This window comes from Segetibacter sp. (assembly GCF_025963695.1).
GTDB lineage: Bacteria > Bacteroidota > Bacteroidia > Chitinophagales > Chitinophagaceae > Segetibacter.
Genome location: NZ_JAOQAH010000031.1, coordinates 15,012 through 32,997, shown reverse-complemented (window position 1 = coordinate 32,997; position 17,986 = coordinate 15,012). Strand labels below are relative to the sequence as shown.

The 17,986-nt window shown below is 41.0% G+C and carries 11 protein-coding genes; 7 read left to right on the top strand and 4 right to left on the bottom strand.

The genetic code is table 11. The features are described from left to right. Positions 1 to 45: 45 nt before the first annotated feature. The 6 genes from JWR87_RS04730 (at position 46) to JWR87_RS04705 (ending at position 7,352) form a co-directional block, all read left to right on the top strand. Positions 46 to 699, top strand: coding sequence for a DUF1080 domain-containing protein (locus tag JWR87_RS04730; protein ID WP_297816198.1), 654 nt, complete (start codon positions 46 to 48; stop codon positions 697 to 699). Positions 700 to 714: 15 nt separating this feature from the next. After that, complete coding sequence (locus JWR87_RS04725; RefSeq protein WP_297816196.1) at positions 715 to 2,052, top strand: Gfo/Idh/MocA family oxidoreductase; 1,338 nt, start codon at positions 715 to 717, stop codon at positions 2,050 to 2,052. Positions 2,053 to 2,383: 331 nt separating this feature from the next. After that, the gene (locus JWR87_RS04720) at positions 2,384 to 3,706 is read left to right on the top strand and encodes a putative oxidoreductase C-terminal domain-containing protein (RefSeq protein WP_297816194.1); all 1,323 of its coding nucleotides are present in this window, start codon (positions 2,384 to 2,386) and stop codon (positions 3,704 to 3,706) included. Positions 3,707 to 3,754: 48 nt separating this feature from the next. Continuing rightward, the gene (locus JWR87_RS04715) at positions 3,755 to 4,606 is read left to right on the top strand and encodes a sugar phosphate isomerase/epimerase (RefSeq protein WP_297816193.1); all 852 of its coding nucleotides are present in this window, start codon (positions 3,755 to 3,757) and stop codon (positions 4,604 to 4,606) included. Positions 4,607 to 4,748: 142 nt separating this feature from the next. Further along, on the top strand, positions 4,749 to 5,930 hold the full coding sequence (locus JWR87_RS04710) for a Gfo/Idh/MocA family oxidoreductase (RefSeq protein ID WP_297816191.1): 1,182 nt from the start codon (positions 4,749 to 4,751) through the stop codon (positions 5,928 to 5,930). 87 nt (positions 5,931 to 6,017) lie between these two features. Next, complete coding sequence (locus JWR87_RS04705; protein WP_297816189.1) at positions 6,018 to 7,352, top strand: MFS transporter; 1,335 nt, start codon at positions 6,018 to 6,020, stop codon at positions 7,350 to 7,352. Positions 7,353 to 7,598: 246 nt separating this feature from the next. On the opposite strand, the gene JWR87_RS04700 is transcribed toward JWR87_RS04705, so the two are convergent. The 4 genes from JWR87_RS04700 to JWR87_RS04685 all read right to left on the bottom strand — a co-directional run bounded on the left by JWR87_RS04700 (position 7,599) and on the right by JWR87_RS04685 (position 14,546). Continuing rightward, positions 7,599 to 9,620, bottom strand: a complete 2,022-nt coding sequence (locus JWR87_RS04700) for a TonB-dependent receptor (protein ID WP_297816187.1) — start codon at positions 9,618 to 9,620, stop codon at positions 7,599 to 7,601. Between the two features lie 345 nt (positions 9,621 to 9,965). Then, a complete protein-coding gene (locus JWR87_RS04695; protein WP_297816185.1) occupies positions 9,966 to 12,485 on the bottom strand; it encodes a bifunctional YncE family protein/alkaline phosphatase family protein in 2,520 nt (839 codons plus the stop codon). Between the two features lie 112 nt (positions 12,486 to 12,597). Next, positions 12,598 to 13,533, bottom strand: a complete 936-nt coding sequence (locus JWR87_RS04690; protein WP_297816183.1) for a sugar phosphate isomerase/epimerase family protein — start codon at positions 13,531 to 13,533, stop codon at positions 12,598 to 12,600. A 185-nt stretch (positions 13,534 to 13,718) separates the two neighbouring features. Beyond that, on the bottom strand, positions 13,719 to 14,546 hold the full coding sequence (locus JWR87_RS04685) for an SDR family oxidoreductase (protein ID WP_297816181.1): 828 nt from the start codon (positions 14,544 to 14,546) through the stop codon (positions 13,719 to 13,721). A 275-nt stretch (positions 14,547 to 14,821) separates the two neighbouring features. Here JWR87_RS04685 and JWR87_RS04680 point away from each other — a divergent pair, with 275 nt between their 5' ends. Beyond that, entirely contained in the window at positions 14,822 to 17,971 is a 3,150-nt protein-coding gene (locus JWR87_RS04680) for a SusC/RagA family TonB-linked outer membrane protein (protein WP_297816178.1), read from the top strand. Positions 17,972 to 17,986 lie beyond the last annotated feature (15 nt).

Below are 17,986 nucleotides of genomic sequence, written 5' to 3'. Positions count from 1 at the left end.
TACTCCTGAAAAAAGATGAAACGATTGCCCTATTTTTTCTTACTCATGGCAGTGCTATTTGTTGACATCGCAAACGCCCAACCTAAATCAAAAGACGGTTCATTGAGTTTGTTTGATGGAAAGTCTTTAAATGGCTGGAGAAAAGCAGATCGCGACACTGCACCAGAGCAGGCGTGGTTTGTACAAAATGCAGAGCTTCACTTTGATCCAACAAAAGGCCACGGTGGTGATATTGTTACTACAAAAACTTTTAAAGACTTTGACCTTTCTGTCGATTTTAAGGTCTCCGAAGCTGGTAATAGCGGCATTAAATACCGGTTATTTTCCAATTCTTCACTTGGTTGCGAATATCAGTTAATCGATGATAGCAAACATCCTGATGCTAAGCTCGGCATCAACGGCAATCGTCAAACTGCTGCTTTGTATGATGTACTTCCCCCCGACCCAAACAAACCTTACAAGCCGGCAGGCCAGTGGAACACCGCCCGGATTGTGGTAAAAGGAGATAAGGTGGAACACTGGTTAAATGAAGCAAAAGTTCTTGAATACACAAGGGGAAGCGAGCAGTTTAAACAGGCAATTGCACAAAGCAAGTTTAAAAATAATAAGGGTTTTGCCGAAGCTGCCACATCCCCCATTCTGTTGCAGGCTCATGGCGATAGGGTCGCCTATAGAAACATTAAAATAAAGGAACTTTAATTTTAAAAATGGCATATGAAAAATTCAAGAAGAAGGTTCATTAAAAATATGGCAGGCAGTTCTGCAGCCGTTGCTTTTGGTGGCCTTGCATCAGGCTTTACAGCCAAAAGTTATCGAAATATAAAAGGGGCAAATGATCGGGTTCGGGTTGCAGTCATTGGCTCTAACGGCCGTGGTGCAGGTATGGCAGCAACATTTGCCAAACAAGCAAACACAGATGTAACTTATGTATGTGACGTAGAGGAAAAAGCAAGGCAAAAAGGAATTGATGCTGTTAAAAAAACAGGTAAGGACGCACCAAAAGGAGAAAACGATTTTCGTAAAGTTTTGCTAGACAAAGATGTTGATGCAATTTATATAGCCATGCCCGATCACTGGCATGCTCCTGCAACCATTTTAGGCTGTGCCGCTGGCAAACATGTGTATTGCGAAAAGCCTTTGGCACATAATCCACGCGAAGGGGAAATGTCTATTGCAGCAGCCAGAAAGTATAACAGGATTGTTCAAATGGGTACACAACGTAGATCGTGGAAGTTGCTTACAGAAGGTATCAACGAGCTAAAAGGCGGAGCGATCGGCAAAGTGCATATGGCAAAAACATGGTACACAAATGCAAGAAAACCTATTGGTGTTGGTCTGCATACAGCAGTGATGCCCGGACTTGATTATGATCTTTGGCAAGGTCCCGCGCCAAGAATGCCGTATAAGGATAATGTGATCCATTACAACTGGCATTGGTTCTGGCACTGGGGCACTGGCGAGGCGCTTAACAATGGCACCCACGAAATTGATGTAGCGCGCTGGGGCCTTGGTGTTGATTACCCGTTGCGTGTAAACTCCACCGGTGGAAGGTATTTTGCAAAAGACGACTGGCAGACTCCCGATACCCAGCTAATCACTTTCGACTGTCCTGAGGCTACAGTGGTTTGGGAGGGTCGAAGCTGTAATAATTTCAAAACCGAGGGGCTCGACAGGGGTGTTTTGTTTTACGGAGACAAAGGAGTTATGCTCACCGGTCACGACGGTTATACCATTTACGATGAGAAGGGAAAGGTTTTAAAAGAAATTAAATCAAATGCAGTCATAGATGGTCGCAACACATCAAGCCCTGGTGAAAGCCTCGACGCCGTACACATCGCTAACTTTTTAGATAGTATTCGTCTTTCAAAGGTTCCAAATGCAGATGTAGCAGTCGGTTTTAAAAGCACACTTTGGATGCAACTCGGAAATATAGCACAACGCACAGGACACACTTTAAATATTGATCAGGCAAACGGCCATGTGGTAGGCGACAAAAAAGCAATGGAACTTTGGGGTCGCACATATCAGCCGGGTTGGGAGCCTAAAGTGTAATGCAATATATTTTGTAGCCGACACTTCTTTTCAAATCAACTCCGGTTGTGTCACACCCTTGTACTATATCTCTTCATGGATCGGTGTTAGCATACTTTACAACTAAGCCACCACATGAATGACATGAACTCACCAATTCATGTCATTTTTCTTACGATTAAATGGTAATGTATTCGTAAGATAAAGATCTGCAAGGTCAGCCATCAGAAGAAAAATTACCTATTCAAAACTTAATTATCTTTCAAGCTAAATAGTAATAACAGGAATGAGATACACGGTTAAAATATCTTTGGCAATTATATTGGTTACAGTTCTTAATAGCTGCGGTACTATGAATAATGTATCCAATAGCACTTCCGCAAACCATCAAAACATAAAGATCATAACGTTAGACCCAGGTCATTTTCATGCCGCTTTAGTGCAGAAAGAAATGTATGCAGGCATCGATCCGGAGGTAACTGTATACGCACCGGGTGGAGCCGAATTAGAAGCTCATCTTGCCTTGGTTAAACAATATAATGAGAGAGCCGAAAATCCAACAAAGTGGGTTGAAAAGGTTTATACCGGCAGCGATTACTTTGAAAAAATGCTTAGCGAAAAGAAAGGAAACGTAGTTGTACTATCTGGCAATAATCGTCAAAAAACCGAGTACATTAATAAGGCAATTGATGCAGGTTTACACGTGCTTGGCGATAAGCCGATGGCCATCAACTTTCAAAATTTCAATTTACTGCAGGCAGCGTTTGCAAAAGCAGCCCAGAAAAAGTTATTGCTGTACGATATTATGACGGAGCGATCTGAAATTACAAACATACTGCAGAGAGAGTTTGCACAGGTTCCCGAGCTATTCGGTGAATTGAAAAAGGGAACCGCTGATGACCCTTCGGTTATAATAGAAAGCGTGCACTTTTTCTACAAATTTGTATCTGGTAAAGTATTAACAAGGCCAGCATGGTTTTTTGATCCCACTCAACAAGGAGATGCTATAGCAGATGTAGGAACTCATTTAATTGACCTGGTTCAGTGGGAATGTTTTCCGGAGGAAACAATAGATTATAAAAGAGACATTAAGATTAATTCTGCCAGAATATGGCCCGAGCCTTTAACCATCTCCCAGTTTAGCCTGATAACAAAACAAAGCGCTTTTCCTGAGTTTCTGAAGCAATATGTAAAGAACGACACCATACTGCAAACGCACGGAAATGGCGAAATAAACTATACGCTTAAAGACGTGCATGTTAAAACAATTGCACGTTGGGAATATAAAGCTCCTCCTGGTGGCGGAGATACTCATTATTCCATTTTAAAAGGAACAAAATCAAACCTTGAAATCAAACAAGGAAAAGAAGAGGCTTATCAACCTACTTTATATATTATTCCTAATGGTAGCCAAAACAGTTTTGAATCTACAGTTAGAAACACGATTTCAAAATTAAATAATACTTACGCCGGAGTAACCACAGAAAAAACGGCAAACGGATGGAAAGTTGTTATTCCTCAATCTTATAAAATTGGTCACGAAGCTCATTTTGGACAGGTCATGACCCGCTATCTACAATATCTAAAAGATAAAAAATTACCTGAGTGGGAAGTGCCCAATATGCTTGCTAAATATTACACCGCCACAAAAGCGTTGGAGATGGCCACTAAATAAATGACATTAAAACCTCTGACAAAAAACGATTAAATAATAATTGCTAATATGGAACAATCCAGAAGAAACTTTATTCAAAAGGCAACACTAGGTATTGCGGGTGCTGTCAGCCTGCCTTTTATCAACGAGGCAGCCACTCAATCAAATAATTTCGTAGCAAAGCAAGGTGACTTATTACCTGTCGGGATTGCGGGATACACCTTCAACAAGTTTGATTTAGAGAAGTCTATTGCAATGATGAAGCGTATAGGAGTACAAAATCTTTCTTTGAAAGAGTTTCATCTGCCAATAAACAGCAGTGATGAAAAGGTGAAATCGGTGATGGCGCAGTTTGCTGCTGCAAATATTAATGTATATGCCGTTGGGGTTATTTACATGAAAACAAAGCAAGCGGTCGACGATGCTTTTGCGTATGCAAAAAAGGTAGGGGTTAAATTAATTGTGGGTGTGCCTAACTATGACTTGATAGATTACACAGAACAAAAGGTAAAAGAAACTGACATAAGTATAGCAATCCACAACCATGGTCCGGAGGACGCATTGTACCCAGGTCCGCAGCAGGTGTACGACCGTATTAAAGACAAGGACTCCCGTATGGGTCTTTGCTTAGATATTGGTCATGCGCAAAGAGCCGGAACAGACCTGGTGAAAGCTATCAAAGATTACAGGGGCCGTTTATATGATCTACACATAAAAGATGTATCGCTCGCTCAGAAAGAAGGTAAAGCCATAGAAATTGGTAGGGGTGTTATTGATTTTAATGCAGTGGTGAAGGCGTTAAAAAAGAATAATTTTAAGGGAATGTGCAGTATTGAATTTGAAAAAGATATGAGCGATCCGTTGGCGGGTATGGCTGAGTCTATTGGATACTTTAGAGGGGTGATGTCTACATTTAGCTAGGCAAATGTAAGGTTGAATAAAGAAATATCTGTACAAGGGTGCGACGCAACAATGTACACCAGTAGCTATTAGACGGCTGACAAGAAAAGATCTTTAAACGATTATTTGTAATCGAATTCCTGAAAGTATCTGAACAAAACGTATGGAAAAAAAAGTGCTACGGGCAGGAATAATAGGGTCGGGCTTCGCCGCTAAGTTTCATTACGATGCTTTACAAAGGGTTTTTAGCACAAAGGTTGAAGTTGCCGGCGCTTATTCTCCTTCTTCAGAAAACCTGCGGAAATTTACCGAACCAAGATACTTACAAGCATTTGACAGCTTAGACCAATTAATAGCAAATGCTGACGTGGTGCATGTATGTACCCCGCCTGTTACACACGAGCCAATTGTAGTTGCAGCTTTAAAACAACATAAACACGTTATTGTAGAGAAGCCGTTTACAGGTTATTTTGGTGATGGAAGTGCAGCCTTTAACGGGGATACTTTTTCAAAAGAAGAAGGATTGCGCCATTCAATGGAAAGTGTAACGAGGATGTTGGACGCAGAGAAGGAGAGTGAAGGAATGATCATGTATGCTGAAAATTGGGTGTATGCGCCCGCTATTCAAAAAGAACGGGAGCTGTTGCAAAAAACAGGGGCACAGATTGTTTGGATGAATGGCGAAGAGTCTCATTCGGGCTCACATTCTTTAACGTATGGACAATGGAAATTTTCGGGCGGTGGTTCTATGATAGGAAAGGGGTGCCATCCATTGTCTGCTGCCATATACCTGAAACATGCAGAGGGTAGGGCACGTGATGGAAACCCGATAAGGCCGAAAAGTATTTCAGCCCGTACCCATGCAATTACCCGCATGCCCTCTTTTAAAGACGAAGGATATTTAAGAACAACCTATAAGGACACGGAAGATTTTGCAATGCTTCATGTAGTTTTTGAAGATGGCACCATTGCCAATTTAATTGCAAGTGAACTTGTTCTTGGCGGGGTGCATAATTGGCTGGAGGTAAATACTACGAACCACAGAACCATTTGCAACATTAATCCTAATACTTCTATGCAGGCTTACACCCCTGCTCATAAACATTTTGAGGATGTTTACGTAGTGGAGAAAACTGAAACCAAACAAGGGTGGTCTTCTATATCACCTGATGAAGGTTGGTTTGCAGGATACCAGCATGAAATGGATGCTTTTTACAGATCGGCGGCTTTTGGAGAGCCTGTAGAAAGCAATAGCAGTCTCGCATCCGACGTAATAGCAACCATCTACGCGGGATACGTGTCTGCCGAAAGAAAAGGGGCAGAGGTGCCCATTACCATCCTCTGAGATGTTTTTACTTAACTAATTGCCTAATTCAATAATTTTAAAAATCTAACAACGCTTATTTCACTTGTTTTTCAATAACTAAAATAAATGGCAGCCATAGAAATGAATACAGGTCTACAGACCAAAATAGGAAGATATAGGTGGACGATCTGTTCATTAGTGTTTTATGCTACCACTATTAATTACCTCGATCGGCAGGTAATCAGCCTGCTAAAACCAACTTTAGAAAAAGAATTTAACTGGACAGAGTCTGACTATTCGAATATTGTAGTAGCGTTTCAATTTGCTTATGCTTTAGGTATGGTAGGGGCGGGAAGGTTTATTGATAAAATTGGTACCAAGATAGGATATGCACTAACCCTAACCTTGTGGAGTATTGCTTCTGTGCTACATGCATTTGCTACAGGCACCGTCAGTTTTGCTGTTTTTCGGGCTTTTTTAGGCGTTACTGAAGCAGGAAACTTTCCTGCAGCTTTTAAAACGGTAGCAGAATGGTTCCCCAAAAAAGAACGGGCTTTTGCAGGGGGTATTTTTAATTCGGGTACAAACGTAGGTGCCATACTTGCGCCGCTGTTAGTTCCGTGGTTAGCGATCAATTATAGTTGGAAGGTTGCTTTTATAGCCATTGGTGCTATCGGATTTGTCTGGTTGATTTTTTGGTTTATCTATTATGAAATTCCTTCCAAGCAAAAAAGGCTTTCGAAGGCAGAGTTCGATTATATACATAGCGATGTTGAACCTGATACACACACCGCAACCGGCGAAGAGAAACCTAAAATTACGTGGACGCAATTATTAGGCTATAAACAAACCTGGGCCTTTATTGTTGGTAAGTTTTTAACCGATGGTATCTGGTGGTTCTTTCTGTTCTGGTTACCGGCTTTCTTAAATTCCCAGTACCACCTTGTAGGTATGCAGGTAAGTTTGCCTATTGCTTTTGTATACACCCTTGCCGGTATCGCCAGCGTTTTTGGAGGTTGGTTACCGATGTGGTTTGTAAAGGCAAAAGGCTGGGACATTGTGAAGGCAAGAAAAACGTCCATGCTTATTTATGCCTTTTTTCCATTAACAGTAATGGTGTCACAAGCAGCCGGTAGCTACGGAATGTGGTATGCAGTTGTAATAATTGGCATTGCCGCTTCTGCACACCAGGCCTGGTCTGCGAACCTTTTTACCACGGTTTCTGATATGTTCCCAAAAAACTCCGTCGCATCTGTTGTCGGTATTGGGGGAATGGCCGGGGGCTTCGGAGGTATGGCAGTAGCCAAAGTGGCGGGTAAATTATTTGATCATTATAAGGCTTTAGGACATATTGAAACAGGCTACTACATCCTGTTTTTATATTGCGGTTTAGGCTACCTCCTCGCATGGTTTATCATGTTCAGATTATTGGTTCCTAAGATGAAACCAATAGAGGTTTAATTTTAGGAACCATAAAAGCCTGTAGAAGTTTAAAGTAAGTATTTAAACTTCTGCAGGCTTTTTAAATACTTAAATCTGACCTAGGGAAACTTCAAGTTGATGAAATACTACGCAACCGACCCACTGTTGCAAACCTTAATTTTTTGTACTTAACTTCAGTTCAATCTCCAGCTTCGGTTGTGTCACTCGCTTGTACTGTATCTTTTTAAGCAACTTTTACGTTTTATCAAATAGCTGCTTTATGCGTTACAATGTAACAGCTACCGATAACCACGCACTTCTCCCCACTCCATTTATGCCCGAGCCGTGGGTTCTGTAATCTTCGTCCAAAAGGTTTTGCAAGCTAAGGTTAAACTTAAGTTGAGAAAGTTGATAGCCGGCATACAAGTTAAACACGTCCCATCCTGGTGTTCCTCCTCCTGCAATGCGGTTATCGTCTTTGTCTCCTTGTGCCAGGCGGCTTTGCCTGGAGGCAAATAAAAACTCAGCAGAAGCAAAACACTTATTATGATGATAAGTGCTAATCAGTCTGCCATTAAAAGGTGGAATTCTACGGAGAGGCTCGTTCTTGCTCAAACTTTGTCCGTAGGTGTAAGCCAGGTTTCCTTTTACCTGTAAGCCTGCTAAAGGTTGAAAACCAACCTCGGTTTCAAATCCTTTTATGTAGCCCTCTTCTACATTTTCTTTTTTATAAACCGGGTATCCTGCGATTACTTCGCCAGCTATTCTAACCCTTGTAATTAAGTTGTTTAAATGCATGTAGTACGCAGCGAGACTAACATTCCATTTACCAGATTGTAGCTTGTACCCCAATTCAATATTTTGCGATCTTTCGGGTGCAAGATTGGCAGTGGGAATTTCGTATCTAAAGTCTACTATCCCCAACGTTCCCACGTCATCAATATTAGGAGCGCGATAACCTGTATTGTAGGTGGCGTATAAACTTTGTTCGCCTTTAAGTTTATACAAAAGGGACGCATTATAAACGAAAGAAGATGGATGGATTTTTACTTTACCCAAAGTTGTATCAAAAAGACTGATAGCAAAAGTGTTGTATCGAACACCCGTTTCTACAATCCATTTATCGAAGGCAAAATGATGCAAAGAGTAAACTGAATAGTTGCCATAATTTGAATTATTGGGATACAATCCTCTTAACGTAGTTTTTGCTTCACTTTGCAGGTTGATATCTTTCCGGGTGCTGTTAACCTTATCCCGGTACAGTTCAATGCCTGAATTTGCTGTCCATGCTTTAGTAAAGGTTGAGGAAATGTCGGTGGTAAGTCCCAACGTGTTTATTTCGTCCCGCTCCCTTCTCAAAATGTTACTTCCATTTTTCCGGCTGCCTCTTCCCTCAACGGTTTGTTGCCACGAAGCAATTATTTCAATGTTCCTGATCCATGCTGAATTATTCTTCATATTCAATTTGGCATAATTCAACATTCTCTGTTGCAGATCAAAATTGTTGATAGCAAAATTTTCCAACACTACTTTATGATAAACCGGTACATCTGGCTGCTTTAAGAATTGATGAGCCAGCGTAAGCTGAAGGTTTGGCTGCAAGAGGATTTTCGCTTTTGCATCGAACGCAAATTCGTTGTAGCCTGAAGGTGATTGTTTTCCTGTGGTACCTCCACCAATCAGGTCGCCAAAGTTTCGGTAAGTAGCGCCAATAGTTGTCGCCACTTTTTCAGTGCTGTACATCGCTTCACCTCTCAGGGTTTTTTCCATGTTGCCCGTCGTGTACTTTCCGATTGCCCTGCCGGACCATTTGCCCTTTGCCGACGAAAATTGCGGTTCTTTCGAAAACACCTGTAAAACACCGCCGATAGCGTCTGAGCCATATTGTACAGAACCCGAACCTTTTACCACTTCAATTTCATTTATGGTAAAAGGATCTATCGTATTGAAGTATTGGTTAGGTCCATACCTTGAAGTGGAGTTGTTTAGCCTGATGCCGTCTATTAATATCAGGGTTTGATTTCCGGTAACTCCGCGCAGAAATGGTGAGCCACCGCCATGATTTGTTTTTTGAACGAATACGCCATTTATACCCGTTAATGCTTCCGGTGCGGTGCGAGGCAAGTAATTATCCAGGTAAGATCGCGACACGGACTGGGTACTATAAGGACTCAGTAACTTTTTTTGTGCGCTGCGTTGTGCGGTAATTACTACTTCATCTAACGTAGCAGTTGTGGTGTCTTGTTGCGCATTTGCAGCAAGTACATTCAATAAAATTAAATAAGCAGTAGTGGCAAATTTTCCCATAATTGTTCAAAAATAAAATACAGCCTGGGGGTTAATACAGCGTGTTTTCGAAAAGATAAATAAAGAGAAAACAGGTACAAGAGAGTGACACAACAATGTTGAGCGGGGATTTAATGCCAACACAATAAAGAAGTTTATGGAAGCCCACGATTGTAACAACATTTCACTCGGTACTAATGAACATGTTTATTTTTTTGTTACCGGCAGCAGAATATCTATTAAACATCGTTGTGTCACACTCTTGTACTGCAACAAAAAAATCAGCAGGTTCACTTTGTCTGGTTTCAAAGCTCCTTTTACGGGTTCCGCGTTACTCCTGCGTCGCACGCTTGTACTATTACAAAGCTATCTGGCTTTTTTGCCGCTCTTGTTTTTTAGCTTTTTCTCCTTTATCAATTCCATTTTCTCTTCTTCTTCCTCCTCGTCTTCCGTTTCTGAAATTTTTACAAAAGCACTACGACGGGGTGCCGGCATTTCGCTGTCCTCGCCTTTTACAGCTTTCCAAATAATCTGGCTAAAAAGCATATCAGGTACCAGATCTTCTTTACTAAGGTCAATTTTGTCACTCAGCATTGCTGTACGTGAATTGTCGGTAGCTGAATTTTTATCGTTCAGGTTTATGTTAGAAGGCAGCGCTTTAAAAGGAGTGAGGTTTGGGGTGGCTGTAAAACTCTTAAACATAGGTGTTGCAGCAGCGTCGTACTGGCTCATTGGCGGAAGACCAAGTATCAATTCGATGGTGCGCAACATAGAAGAGGTGGAATACATACTATGGTCAACATAACCGCGTTTTACATGCGGCCCGGCCAGGTATGCCGTTGTTCGGTGAGCATCAACATGATCAGGACCATTTTGTGCATCATCTTCAACAACGAAAACAACACTTTCTTTCCATATAGGACTGTTTGAAAGATGCTCTATAAACATTCCAACTGCAAGGTCATTATCAGCAACCTGTGCAAAAGGAGTCGCGCTGCCACGACGCAGCCCTTCAGTATGATCGTTGCCCATACGAAGGGAATTAAACTGGGGAACCGCATTGATCTTTACAAGCGAATCAAATTCTCGTTGCCATTGAAAATACCGGGTTGTATCAGGAACTTTTAGGTCCCAACCGGTATAAGTAGGAGACAGGTGACCCTTAAGAACAGGAATGTTGGGTTTGCCATCATCTGCAAATTCTCCATAAGTCCGGTAGCTTACGCCAGCCCGGTTGCAATAATCCCAGATAAATCCTCTTTTAGGATTTGCAATTTCTTTTTTTCCTTCGCCAGGATAAGAGCCGCCACGGCCACCGTAGCTAGTCACCCAATTCTTTTCGAGGTAGTCTGTTGCATGTGCAGAGGTACTCCAGTTATGACCATCGGCACTTACTTCTCCGTCTGCATAAAAATTGTCGAGTAAAACAAATTCCTTTACAAGCTTGTGTTGATTGGGTGTAATTCTTTGTCCAAATAAAACAAGGCTGGTATCTCCGTTTCCTTCGGGTACATCTCCAAGTACCTGGTCGTACGTTCTGTTTTCTTTAATAATATAAAACACGTGCTTTATGGGTGAGGGGTCTCCCACTTTCATTGGTATCGGGTTGCCTTTCTCTCCCTGGCTAATCGTTTCCCTTTGTTTGGTGTAGGGTGTGTTGGTGTACACCGCTTTTGAGTAACCTGCAAGTGTTGCATCAGAAGGCTCATCAATTATAGACATGGTTCCTTTCATTAAACCTCCTATATAACCCGGCCTGACTAATGCCGAGGTGTCGCCCATATGACGAAGAACGAGCTCTTGTGTTTTTAAAGGATTGGGTCCATCGGGGTTTGCATATGATGAGAAACCTTTACCATTAGAAACAAATATTTTATTGCCGACCACCTTTAGATTGGTAGGATACCAACCCACTGGTATGAAACCTTTTGACTTGCTTCTGCCTGGTATAGATACGTCGAATACTGCCAGGCAATTATTATTTGCATTCGCTACATACAAGCTTTTTTCATTTGCAGATAAAGCAAGTCCATTGGAAGATGAACCTTCAGGTGCATTGGGAAAAAGGGCTGCATTAAGCACTTCAAGTACTTTTCGCTTTTTAATATCTAGCACTGAAACGCTGTTGTCATTGGCGTTTGCCACGTAAAGAGTATTGCCACTTTTGTTTAATAATAGTTCGTTCGGATTATCACCTACTGCTATTTCATCTGTAAATTTTCTTTGCTTCGTATTGTATACCCGCACTTTATCACCGCCCCAAATGGAAATATACAGCTCGGTTTTATCGTGTGATAAAAGGCATGCATAACCTTCGCTACCTAAAGGCAGTTGCTGCACGATGGATTTGTCGGTGAGGCTAATAACATAAAGAGCATTATTTTCTTTTGTTACTACATACATCAGCTTTGCAGCATCATCTATTTCAATACCTGCGGGCGATATTTTTTCGGGCCATTTTTTCCCAAGAATTATACTGTCCTTTAGCTGCAATTTGTTATTTATAATAGCATATTGAAAAATCCAGTTATCATTTCCACCGGAAGCATATAAAAATTTTTCATCCGCGCTAAACTTCAATCCATACCACGATTTAGGAATGATGACATTAGAAAGAATCTTCTCAGTTTTCGGATCTATCAACTGAATGCTTTGTACACTTTGCCCGTTGTTGGTTACTGCAAGAAATTTCTTTGAAGATGAAACGGCTATATTAAGAGGAAGATCGCCTAAAGGGAAAGACCTGCCTGCAGGAGAAAGTTGCCAGCCATTGGGTAACCTAACTCTCTTTTTGGTCAATTCGTCTGCTGCCGACAAATTTTGCTTTTGAGCAGATGCAGCAAAAAAAAGTAAACTATTTAGGACAATTAAAAACGATTTTTTCATAATTAGTTATTTGGGGACAAGAAGCTTGTTACAGAAATGAAATTCTGTGTTTCTCAGATAGTGACAAAACTATCCATATTATTAAAAAGAAAAGTTTGTTTAAAGCAGGAAATTACATTGCGTTTAATGCCAGCGCTTTTCGTACTTCTGCTAAAAAAACGGGGACTTTTATTTTGGGGTCTCCCGCGCCTAGAGTTTCTATCGGTACGTAGCCCCGATAACCCGAAGCTTTTATAATGCCTATCACTTTCTGCAGATCAGTTTTCTGTTCACGTTCATCTAAAAACATTAATTCTTTTAGTTGCCAATTTACTGCATACCTGGCAGTTTGTTCAATTTGTTTAAACGGATCACCGGTTCTATAACTACCTATGTCCAGAACAAGACCGAACCACTCCGAATTTACCTGCTCTATAATTTTTTGAGCTTGTTCTGCCGTTTTAATAAAATCATCGTGATTTTGGATTGCGACAATAACACCATATTGCTTACCGTATTCCGCGCACTCTTTCATGTCTTTAACCATCCACGTCGCCACTTCATCCCAGGTGTGACCTTCGGGAATTTTAAGGCCTGAAAAAATTCTGATAACAGGAGCCCCAAGTTTCGCTGCACATTGAATCCAGTTCTTTATTAATTTGATATCATCTTTTCTTTTGCTTTTATCGGGATTTGTAAAATCATTTTTTACTCCCGTACCACTGATGTCCAATCCGAGTCGATGCGCTTTTTGTTTGAGGTGATAGATGTAACTGTCTTCTGGCACACCGGGATAGCCAGGAAAATAATAACCGGTAAGATCGACTGCATCAAAATTGTTTTCAGCACAAAAATCGAGAAGGTCATCTAAAGTCATTGTTTTTTTGGTCAGCGGTCCATTAAAAGAATAGGCATTAAGGCTTACTCTAAGTTTTGAACCGGCCGCTCCTTTGCCTGCACTTTGGGCTTTAAGCGGGGAAGCGTTTAGAAACACGCTTCCGGTTAATGCAAGTGTAGGACTCGCAATTAAAGTTTTAAGAAACTTCCTTCGTTCCGCGTAATTTTTCATATAGCAGGTTGAAAACAGTGAAAAATACTTTAAATATAAAGGGGTTTGCAGTTATTTAATAAACAAGATATCAGGCCGTTAATAGCAGGAACCCTTCACGTTCAATATTGATTAAATGTACAAGTGAGTGACACAACAATGCACCATAGTAGCAATAATGCCTGGTTACAAAAAAGGAATATTACCTATACACCCGAGAAAACGTGAAAGCCACCATCTACGCAAATAACCTCACCGCTTACAAAAACCGAGGCATCGCTCAATAACCATATTAAGGTGCCGATGAGTTCATCAGCATTGCCAAACCTCTTAAAAGGAGTATTGCGAATAACAGCTTCGCCACGGCTTGTGTAGCCCTCTTTCTCTACTAACAAATGCCTGTTTTGGTTGGTGACAAAAAAGCCGGGCGCAATGGCGTTGATGCGAATGGAGTCTCCATACCGTTGAGCAAGTTCAACACACATCCAACGGGTATAGTTGTCGATACCTGCTTTTGCCATCGAGTACCCCAATACCCGGGTAATAGCAGATTGGGCAGCCATAGAAGAGATATTAACGATACTGCCCCTTCCTGTTTGGGTCATTGCCTTACCGAAAATGCAGGTTGGCAGAATGGTGCCATAAAGATTAAGGTCAAAAGCTCTTTTCAAAGCGTCCATATCCAAGTCGAATACGTCGGCTCCCGGTGCAACTACGGCTTCGGGAACATTGCCCCCTGCTGCGTTTACCAGCCCGTCTATTTTACCCCATGTGTTTAACGTGATGTCTCTTGCATGTTCCAATTCGGCCCGCGACAAAACATCTGTTTTGATAAATATTGCTTCGCCACCTTTTTCCTTCAGTGCATTCATTCGTTCTTCACCTACCGCTTCATTGCGACCGAGCAGAACCACCCTTGCTTCCATATCAACCAATCCATTAACAAACGAGTCGCCAAGGATGCCTGTGGCACCCGTTACAACAATTACCTTTTCTTTTAAATTAAAATATTTGTTTTGCTGTGCAATAGACATCTTTTATTTTTTTGTGCTTGATGATGATGATGAAAGTTGAAAGTCAAATGTATGATAGTTCTTTTTGCATTGACCATCTGCTACATTTTGAATACGCTTCATGTAGTTGCAAAAATTTAAATGCAGCCCGTAGTGCCTGAAAAATTTTAATGTAAAATTTTTTCTGCGCGCTTTTACTATATATTTATTTTCTTGAACAGCGTTTCGTGCACCGTAACTGTCTGTACAAAGGCTGAAATAACGATTCTGGAATTTTTTAAAACAAAACTTGTCAAATGAAAAAATGCTTGTTACGTGTGTTTCACGTACAAAATCCGCCCCCCATTTTTTGTCTCCTTCTTTTTGCAATTCTCTTACCGTCTCTGTTAGTAGCCCAGGCTACCCGTACGGTTTCAGGTAGTGTATTAGACAACAAAAAAGCCCCTCTGCAAGGTGTAAGTGTTACAGTGAAAGGTACCACAAGAGGTACTACAACCGATGCGGACGGTCATTTTGTACTTCCAAATGTTCCGGAAAGAGGAACGCTTGTGGTTAGTTCAACTGGTTTTACTGCGCAAGAAATTGGAGTAAGTGGTAGGACTACTTTAAATGTGACTTTAGCCGAAGCTGTAAATGCTTTAAACGATGTTGTCGTGATAGGATACGGTACCCGCCAGAGACGAGATGTTACAGGAGCGGTGTCACAAGTAAAAGCAACGCAATTAGAGAATGAAAACCCGCAAAGTGTACAAGATCTTTTAAGAGGTAATGTACCGGGACTTAGCGTTACATCGAGCCCCAATGCCAAAGGTGGTGGAAGTTTATTAGTTAGGGGAAGATCTTCAATAAATGCGGGAACGTCGCCTTTGTTAGTTCTTGATGGAGTCATTTATCCCGGAGATTTATCTGATATAAACCCTAATGACATTGCTACTGTCGACGTATTAAAAGATGCTAGTTCGGCTGCGGTGTACGGCGCAAAAGCCGCAAGCGGGGTTATACTAGTTACCACCAAAAAAGGATCAGGTGCTAAACCAACCATCACTTTCAACTCTAATACTGGTCTTGCTACTTTGGCAATGAACGAGCCATTATATGATGGGCCGGGCTTTGTAAAGTGGAGAACAGATGTTTTGAAAAGTACAAACATCAGCAATGCAAAACCTTATCAATTTGACGATCCAAGAAATCTACCCTCAAATATTACAGTTGATCAATGGAAGGCGTACGATAATCAACTTGGTGATGCTGTAGATATTTGGTTAACTCGTTTAAAATTGTTGCCTGTAGAACGCGAAAATTATAAAATAGGTAAAACAACCAACTGGTATGATATGATGTTCCATACTGGTGTTAGGAACGACCATACTGTAAGTGTTTCAGGCAAGAAAGAAGACGTTTCTTACTATATGTCTGCTAACTATACAAGGAACGAAGGTTATATAGTTGGTGACCAGTTTACCACATTTAGAACACGTATTAACCTGGAAGCTAAAGCTGCAAAATTCATGACTGTGGGTATGAACCTGCAGTATGCCGATCGTGACGAGAGCCAGGTTCCAGTTACATGGGGACAAATGGTAAACGCTTCTCCATACGGTGAAGTTTACAAAGCCGATGGGGTTACTTTAAGAGACAGCCCTAATGATGATATAGGTAATAATACCAATCCATTCCTTGATAATGTGTACACTAACCGTCTTAGAAAGTTTAATACGCTGTTCGGAAGCATTTATGCAAAAGGTAATTTGCCATGGGGATTTTCTTATCAATCTAACTTCACCCCAAACTTTGAATTCTACAGAAACTTCAATGGTACCTCAGCAAAAGATTTCCGCGTTTCAGTAAGAAAAGGTGTTGCGTCAAGACAAAATCGTACCACCTTCAACTGGCAAATGGATAACTTGTTGATGTGGAACAAATCATTTGGTGAGCACAAGTTAGATGCAACTTTTCTCGTGAACGCAGAAAAGTATCAGCGCTGGGATGAGTCCTATACAAATGAAGGATTTGATCCTAATGACAATCTAAGTTATCATAACATAGCTGCTGGAATTAAACCTGGTCTATTTAGTGAAGATACAAGAAGTACAGGCGATGCTTTAATGGGTCGTTTAAATTACTCATTCCAGGATAAGTATTTGCTTACCACTTCTATTCGCCGGGATGGCTATTCTGCATTCGGATTGCAAAATCCACGTGCCACCTTTCCTTCAATTGCACTGGGTTGGGTGTTCTCAAAAGAGAAATTTGCTTCAAGCATTAGTTGGTTAAATTATGCCAAGCTTCGTGCTTCATGGGGTATAAATGGCAACAGGGATATTGGCCGATACGATGCACTGGCAAATCTTACTACAGGGAAATACCAATACATACTTCCAAGCGGAGCAGTCCTTTTGGTTTCTCAACTATATGTAAGTCGTTTGCAAAATCCTGGTCTTAAATGGGAAAGAACAGAATCGTATAATCTAGGTCTTGACTATTCTATATTAAAAGACAGAATAGGTGGATCTATAGATGTATATCGTAAATCAACAAAAGACCTTTTAATAAACAGGGCATTGCCAGATGTGACTGGTTTTGCTAATGTGTTGGATAATCTTGGAGAAGTTCAAAACAGGGGAATAGAACTTAGCATCAATACTTTAAACATAAAAAGTCCAAGTTTTTCATGGAGATCTACAGTGAACTTTACTTTAAATCGTAATAAGATAGTTCACCTATATGGGCCTACACCTGATTACGATGCAAGCGGAAAAGTAATAGGCCAGTCAGAAAAAGATGACGTGGTAAACAGATGGTTTATTGGACATGATATAGATGAGTTATGGGATTTGAAAGTACTTGGAGTTTGGCAACAAGATGAAGCAGCAGCGGCTGCAAAATTCGGTGTGAAGCCGGGTGACTTTAAAGTAGAAGATGTTAACGGAGATAGTAAGTATTCGGATGCGGACAGGCAATTTGTAGGGTATAGAAATCCAAGGTATATGTGGACTTTTAGAAACGACTTTAATTACAAGAATTTCGATTTTTCATTCATGATGTATTCGAGCTGGGGACAGAAGGAAGAATTCAACCAGGCAAAAAATAATGGTGGTTTTATAGACAGGCAGAATTCTTACCAGGTACCTTACTGGACACCAGAAAATCCTATTAATGATTATGCCCGTCTTTTCTCTAGTAACGGAAGCGCCGGTTTTAGTGTTTACAGAAAAACTTCTTTCATCAGGCTTAGCACTATAGCCTTGGGATATACAGTATCTCCACGCTTTTTAACAAGAGCTAAAATTCAGGCTTTAAAGATTTACATGAATGTGAATAATGCTGCGGTATATCAGCCAGAATGGACTTTTTGGGATGCAGAATATAGAAATAACCTACCGAACGATCGTACCGTTGTACCACCTCCGAGGTATTACACATTCGGCGTTAACCTTACCCTATAATTACACCTACATAAT

Bases quoted from the DNA above. Each gene is read 5' to 3' on its own strand.
- JWR87_RS04730 (WP_297816198.1), top strand. From the start codon at position 46: ATGGCAGTGCTATTTGTTGACATCGCAAACGCCCAACCTAAATCAAAA.
- JWR87_RS04725 (WP_297816196.1), top strand. From the start codon at position 715: ATGAAAAATTCAAGAAGAAGGTTCATTAAAAATATGGCAGGCAGTTCT.
- JWR87_RS04720 (WP_297816194.1), top strand. From the start codon at position 2,384: ATGAATAATGTATCCAATAGCACTTCCGCAAACCATCAAAACATAAAG.
- JWR87_RS04715 (WP_297816193.1), top strand. From the start codon at position 3,755: ATGGAACAATCCAGAAGAAACTTTATTCAAAAGGCAACACTAGGTATT.
- JWR87_RS04710 (WP_297816191.1), top strand. From the start codon at position 4,749: ATGGAAAAAAAAGTGCTACGGGCAGGAATAATAGGGTCGGGCTTCGCC.
- JWR87_RS04705 (WP_297816189.1), top strand. From the start codon at position 6,018: ATGGCAGCCATAGAAATGAATACAGGTCTACAGACCAAAATAGGAAGA.
- JWR87_RS04700 (WP_297816187.1), bottom strand. From the start codon at position 9,620: ATGGGAAAATTTGCCACTACTGCTTATTTAATTTTATTGAATGTACTT.
- JWR87_RS04695 (WP_297816185.1), bottom strand. From the start codon at position 12,485: ATGAAAAAATCGTTTTTAATTGTCCTAAATAGTTTACTTTTTTTTGCT.
- JWR87_RS04690 (WP_297816183.1), bottom strand. From the start codon at position 13,533: ATGAAAAATTACGCGGAACGAAGGAAGTTTCTTAAAACTTTAATTGCG.
- JWR87_RS04685 (WP_297816181.1), bottom strand. From the start codon at position 14,546: ATGTCTATTGCACAGCAAAACAAATATTTTAATTTAAAAGAAAAGGTA.
- JWR87_RS04680 (WP_297816178.1), top strand. From the start codon at position 14,822: ATGAAAAAATGCTTGTTACGTGTGTTTCACGTACAAAATCCGCCCCCC.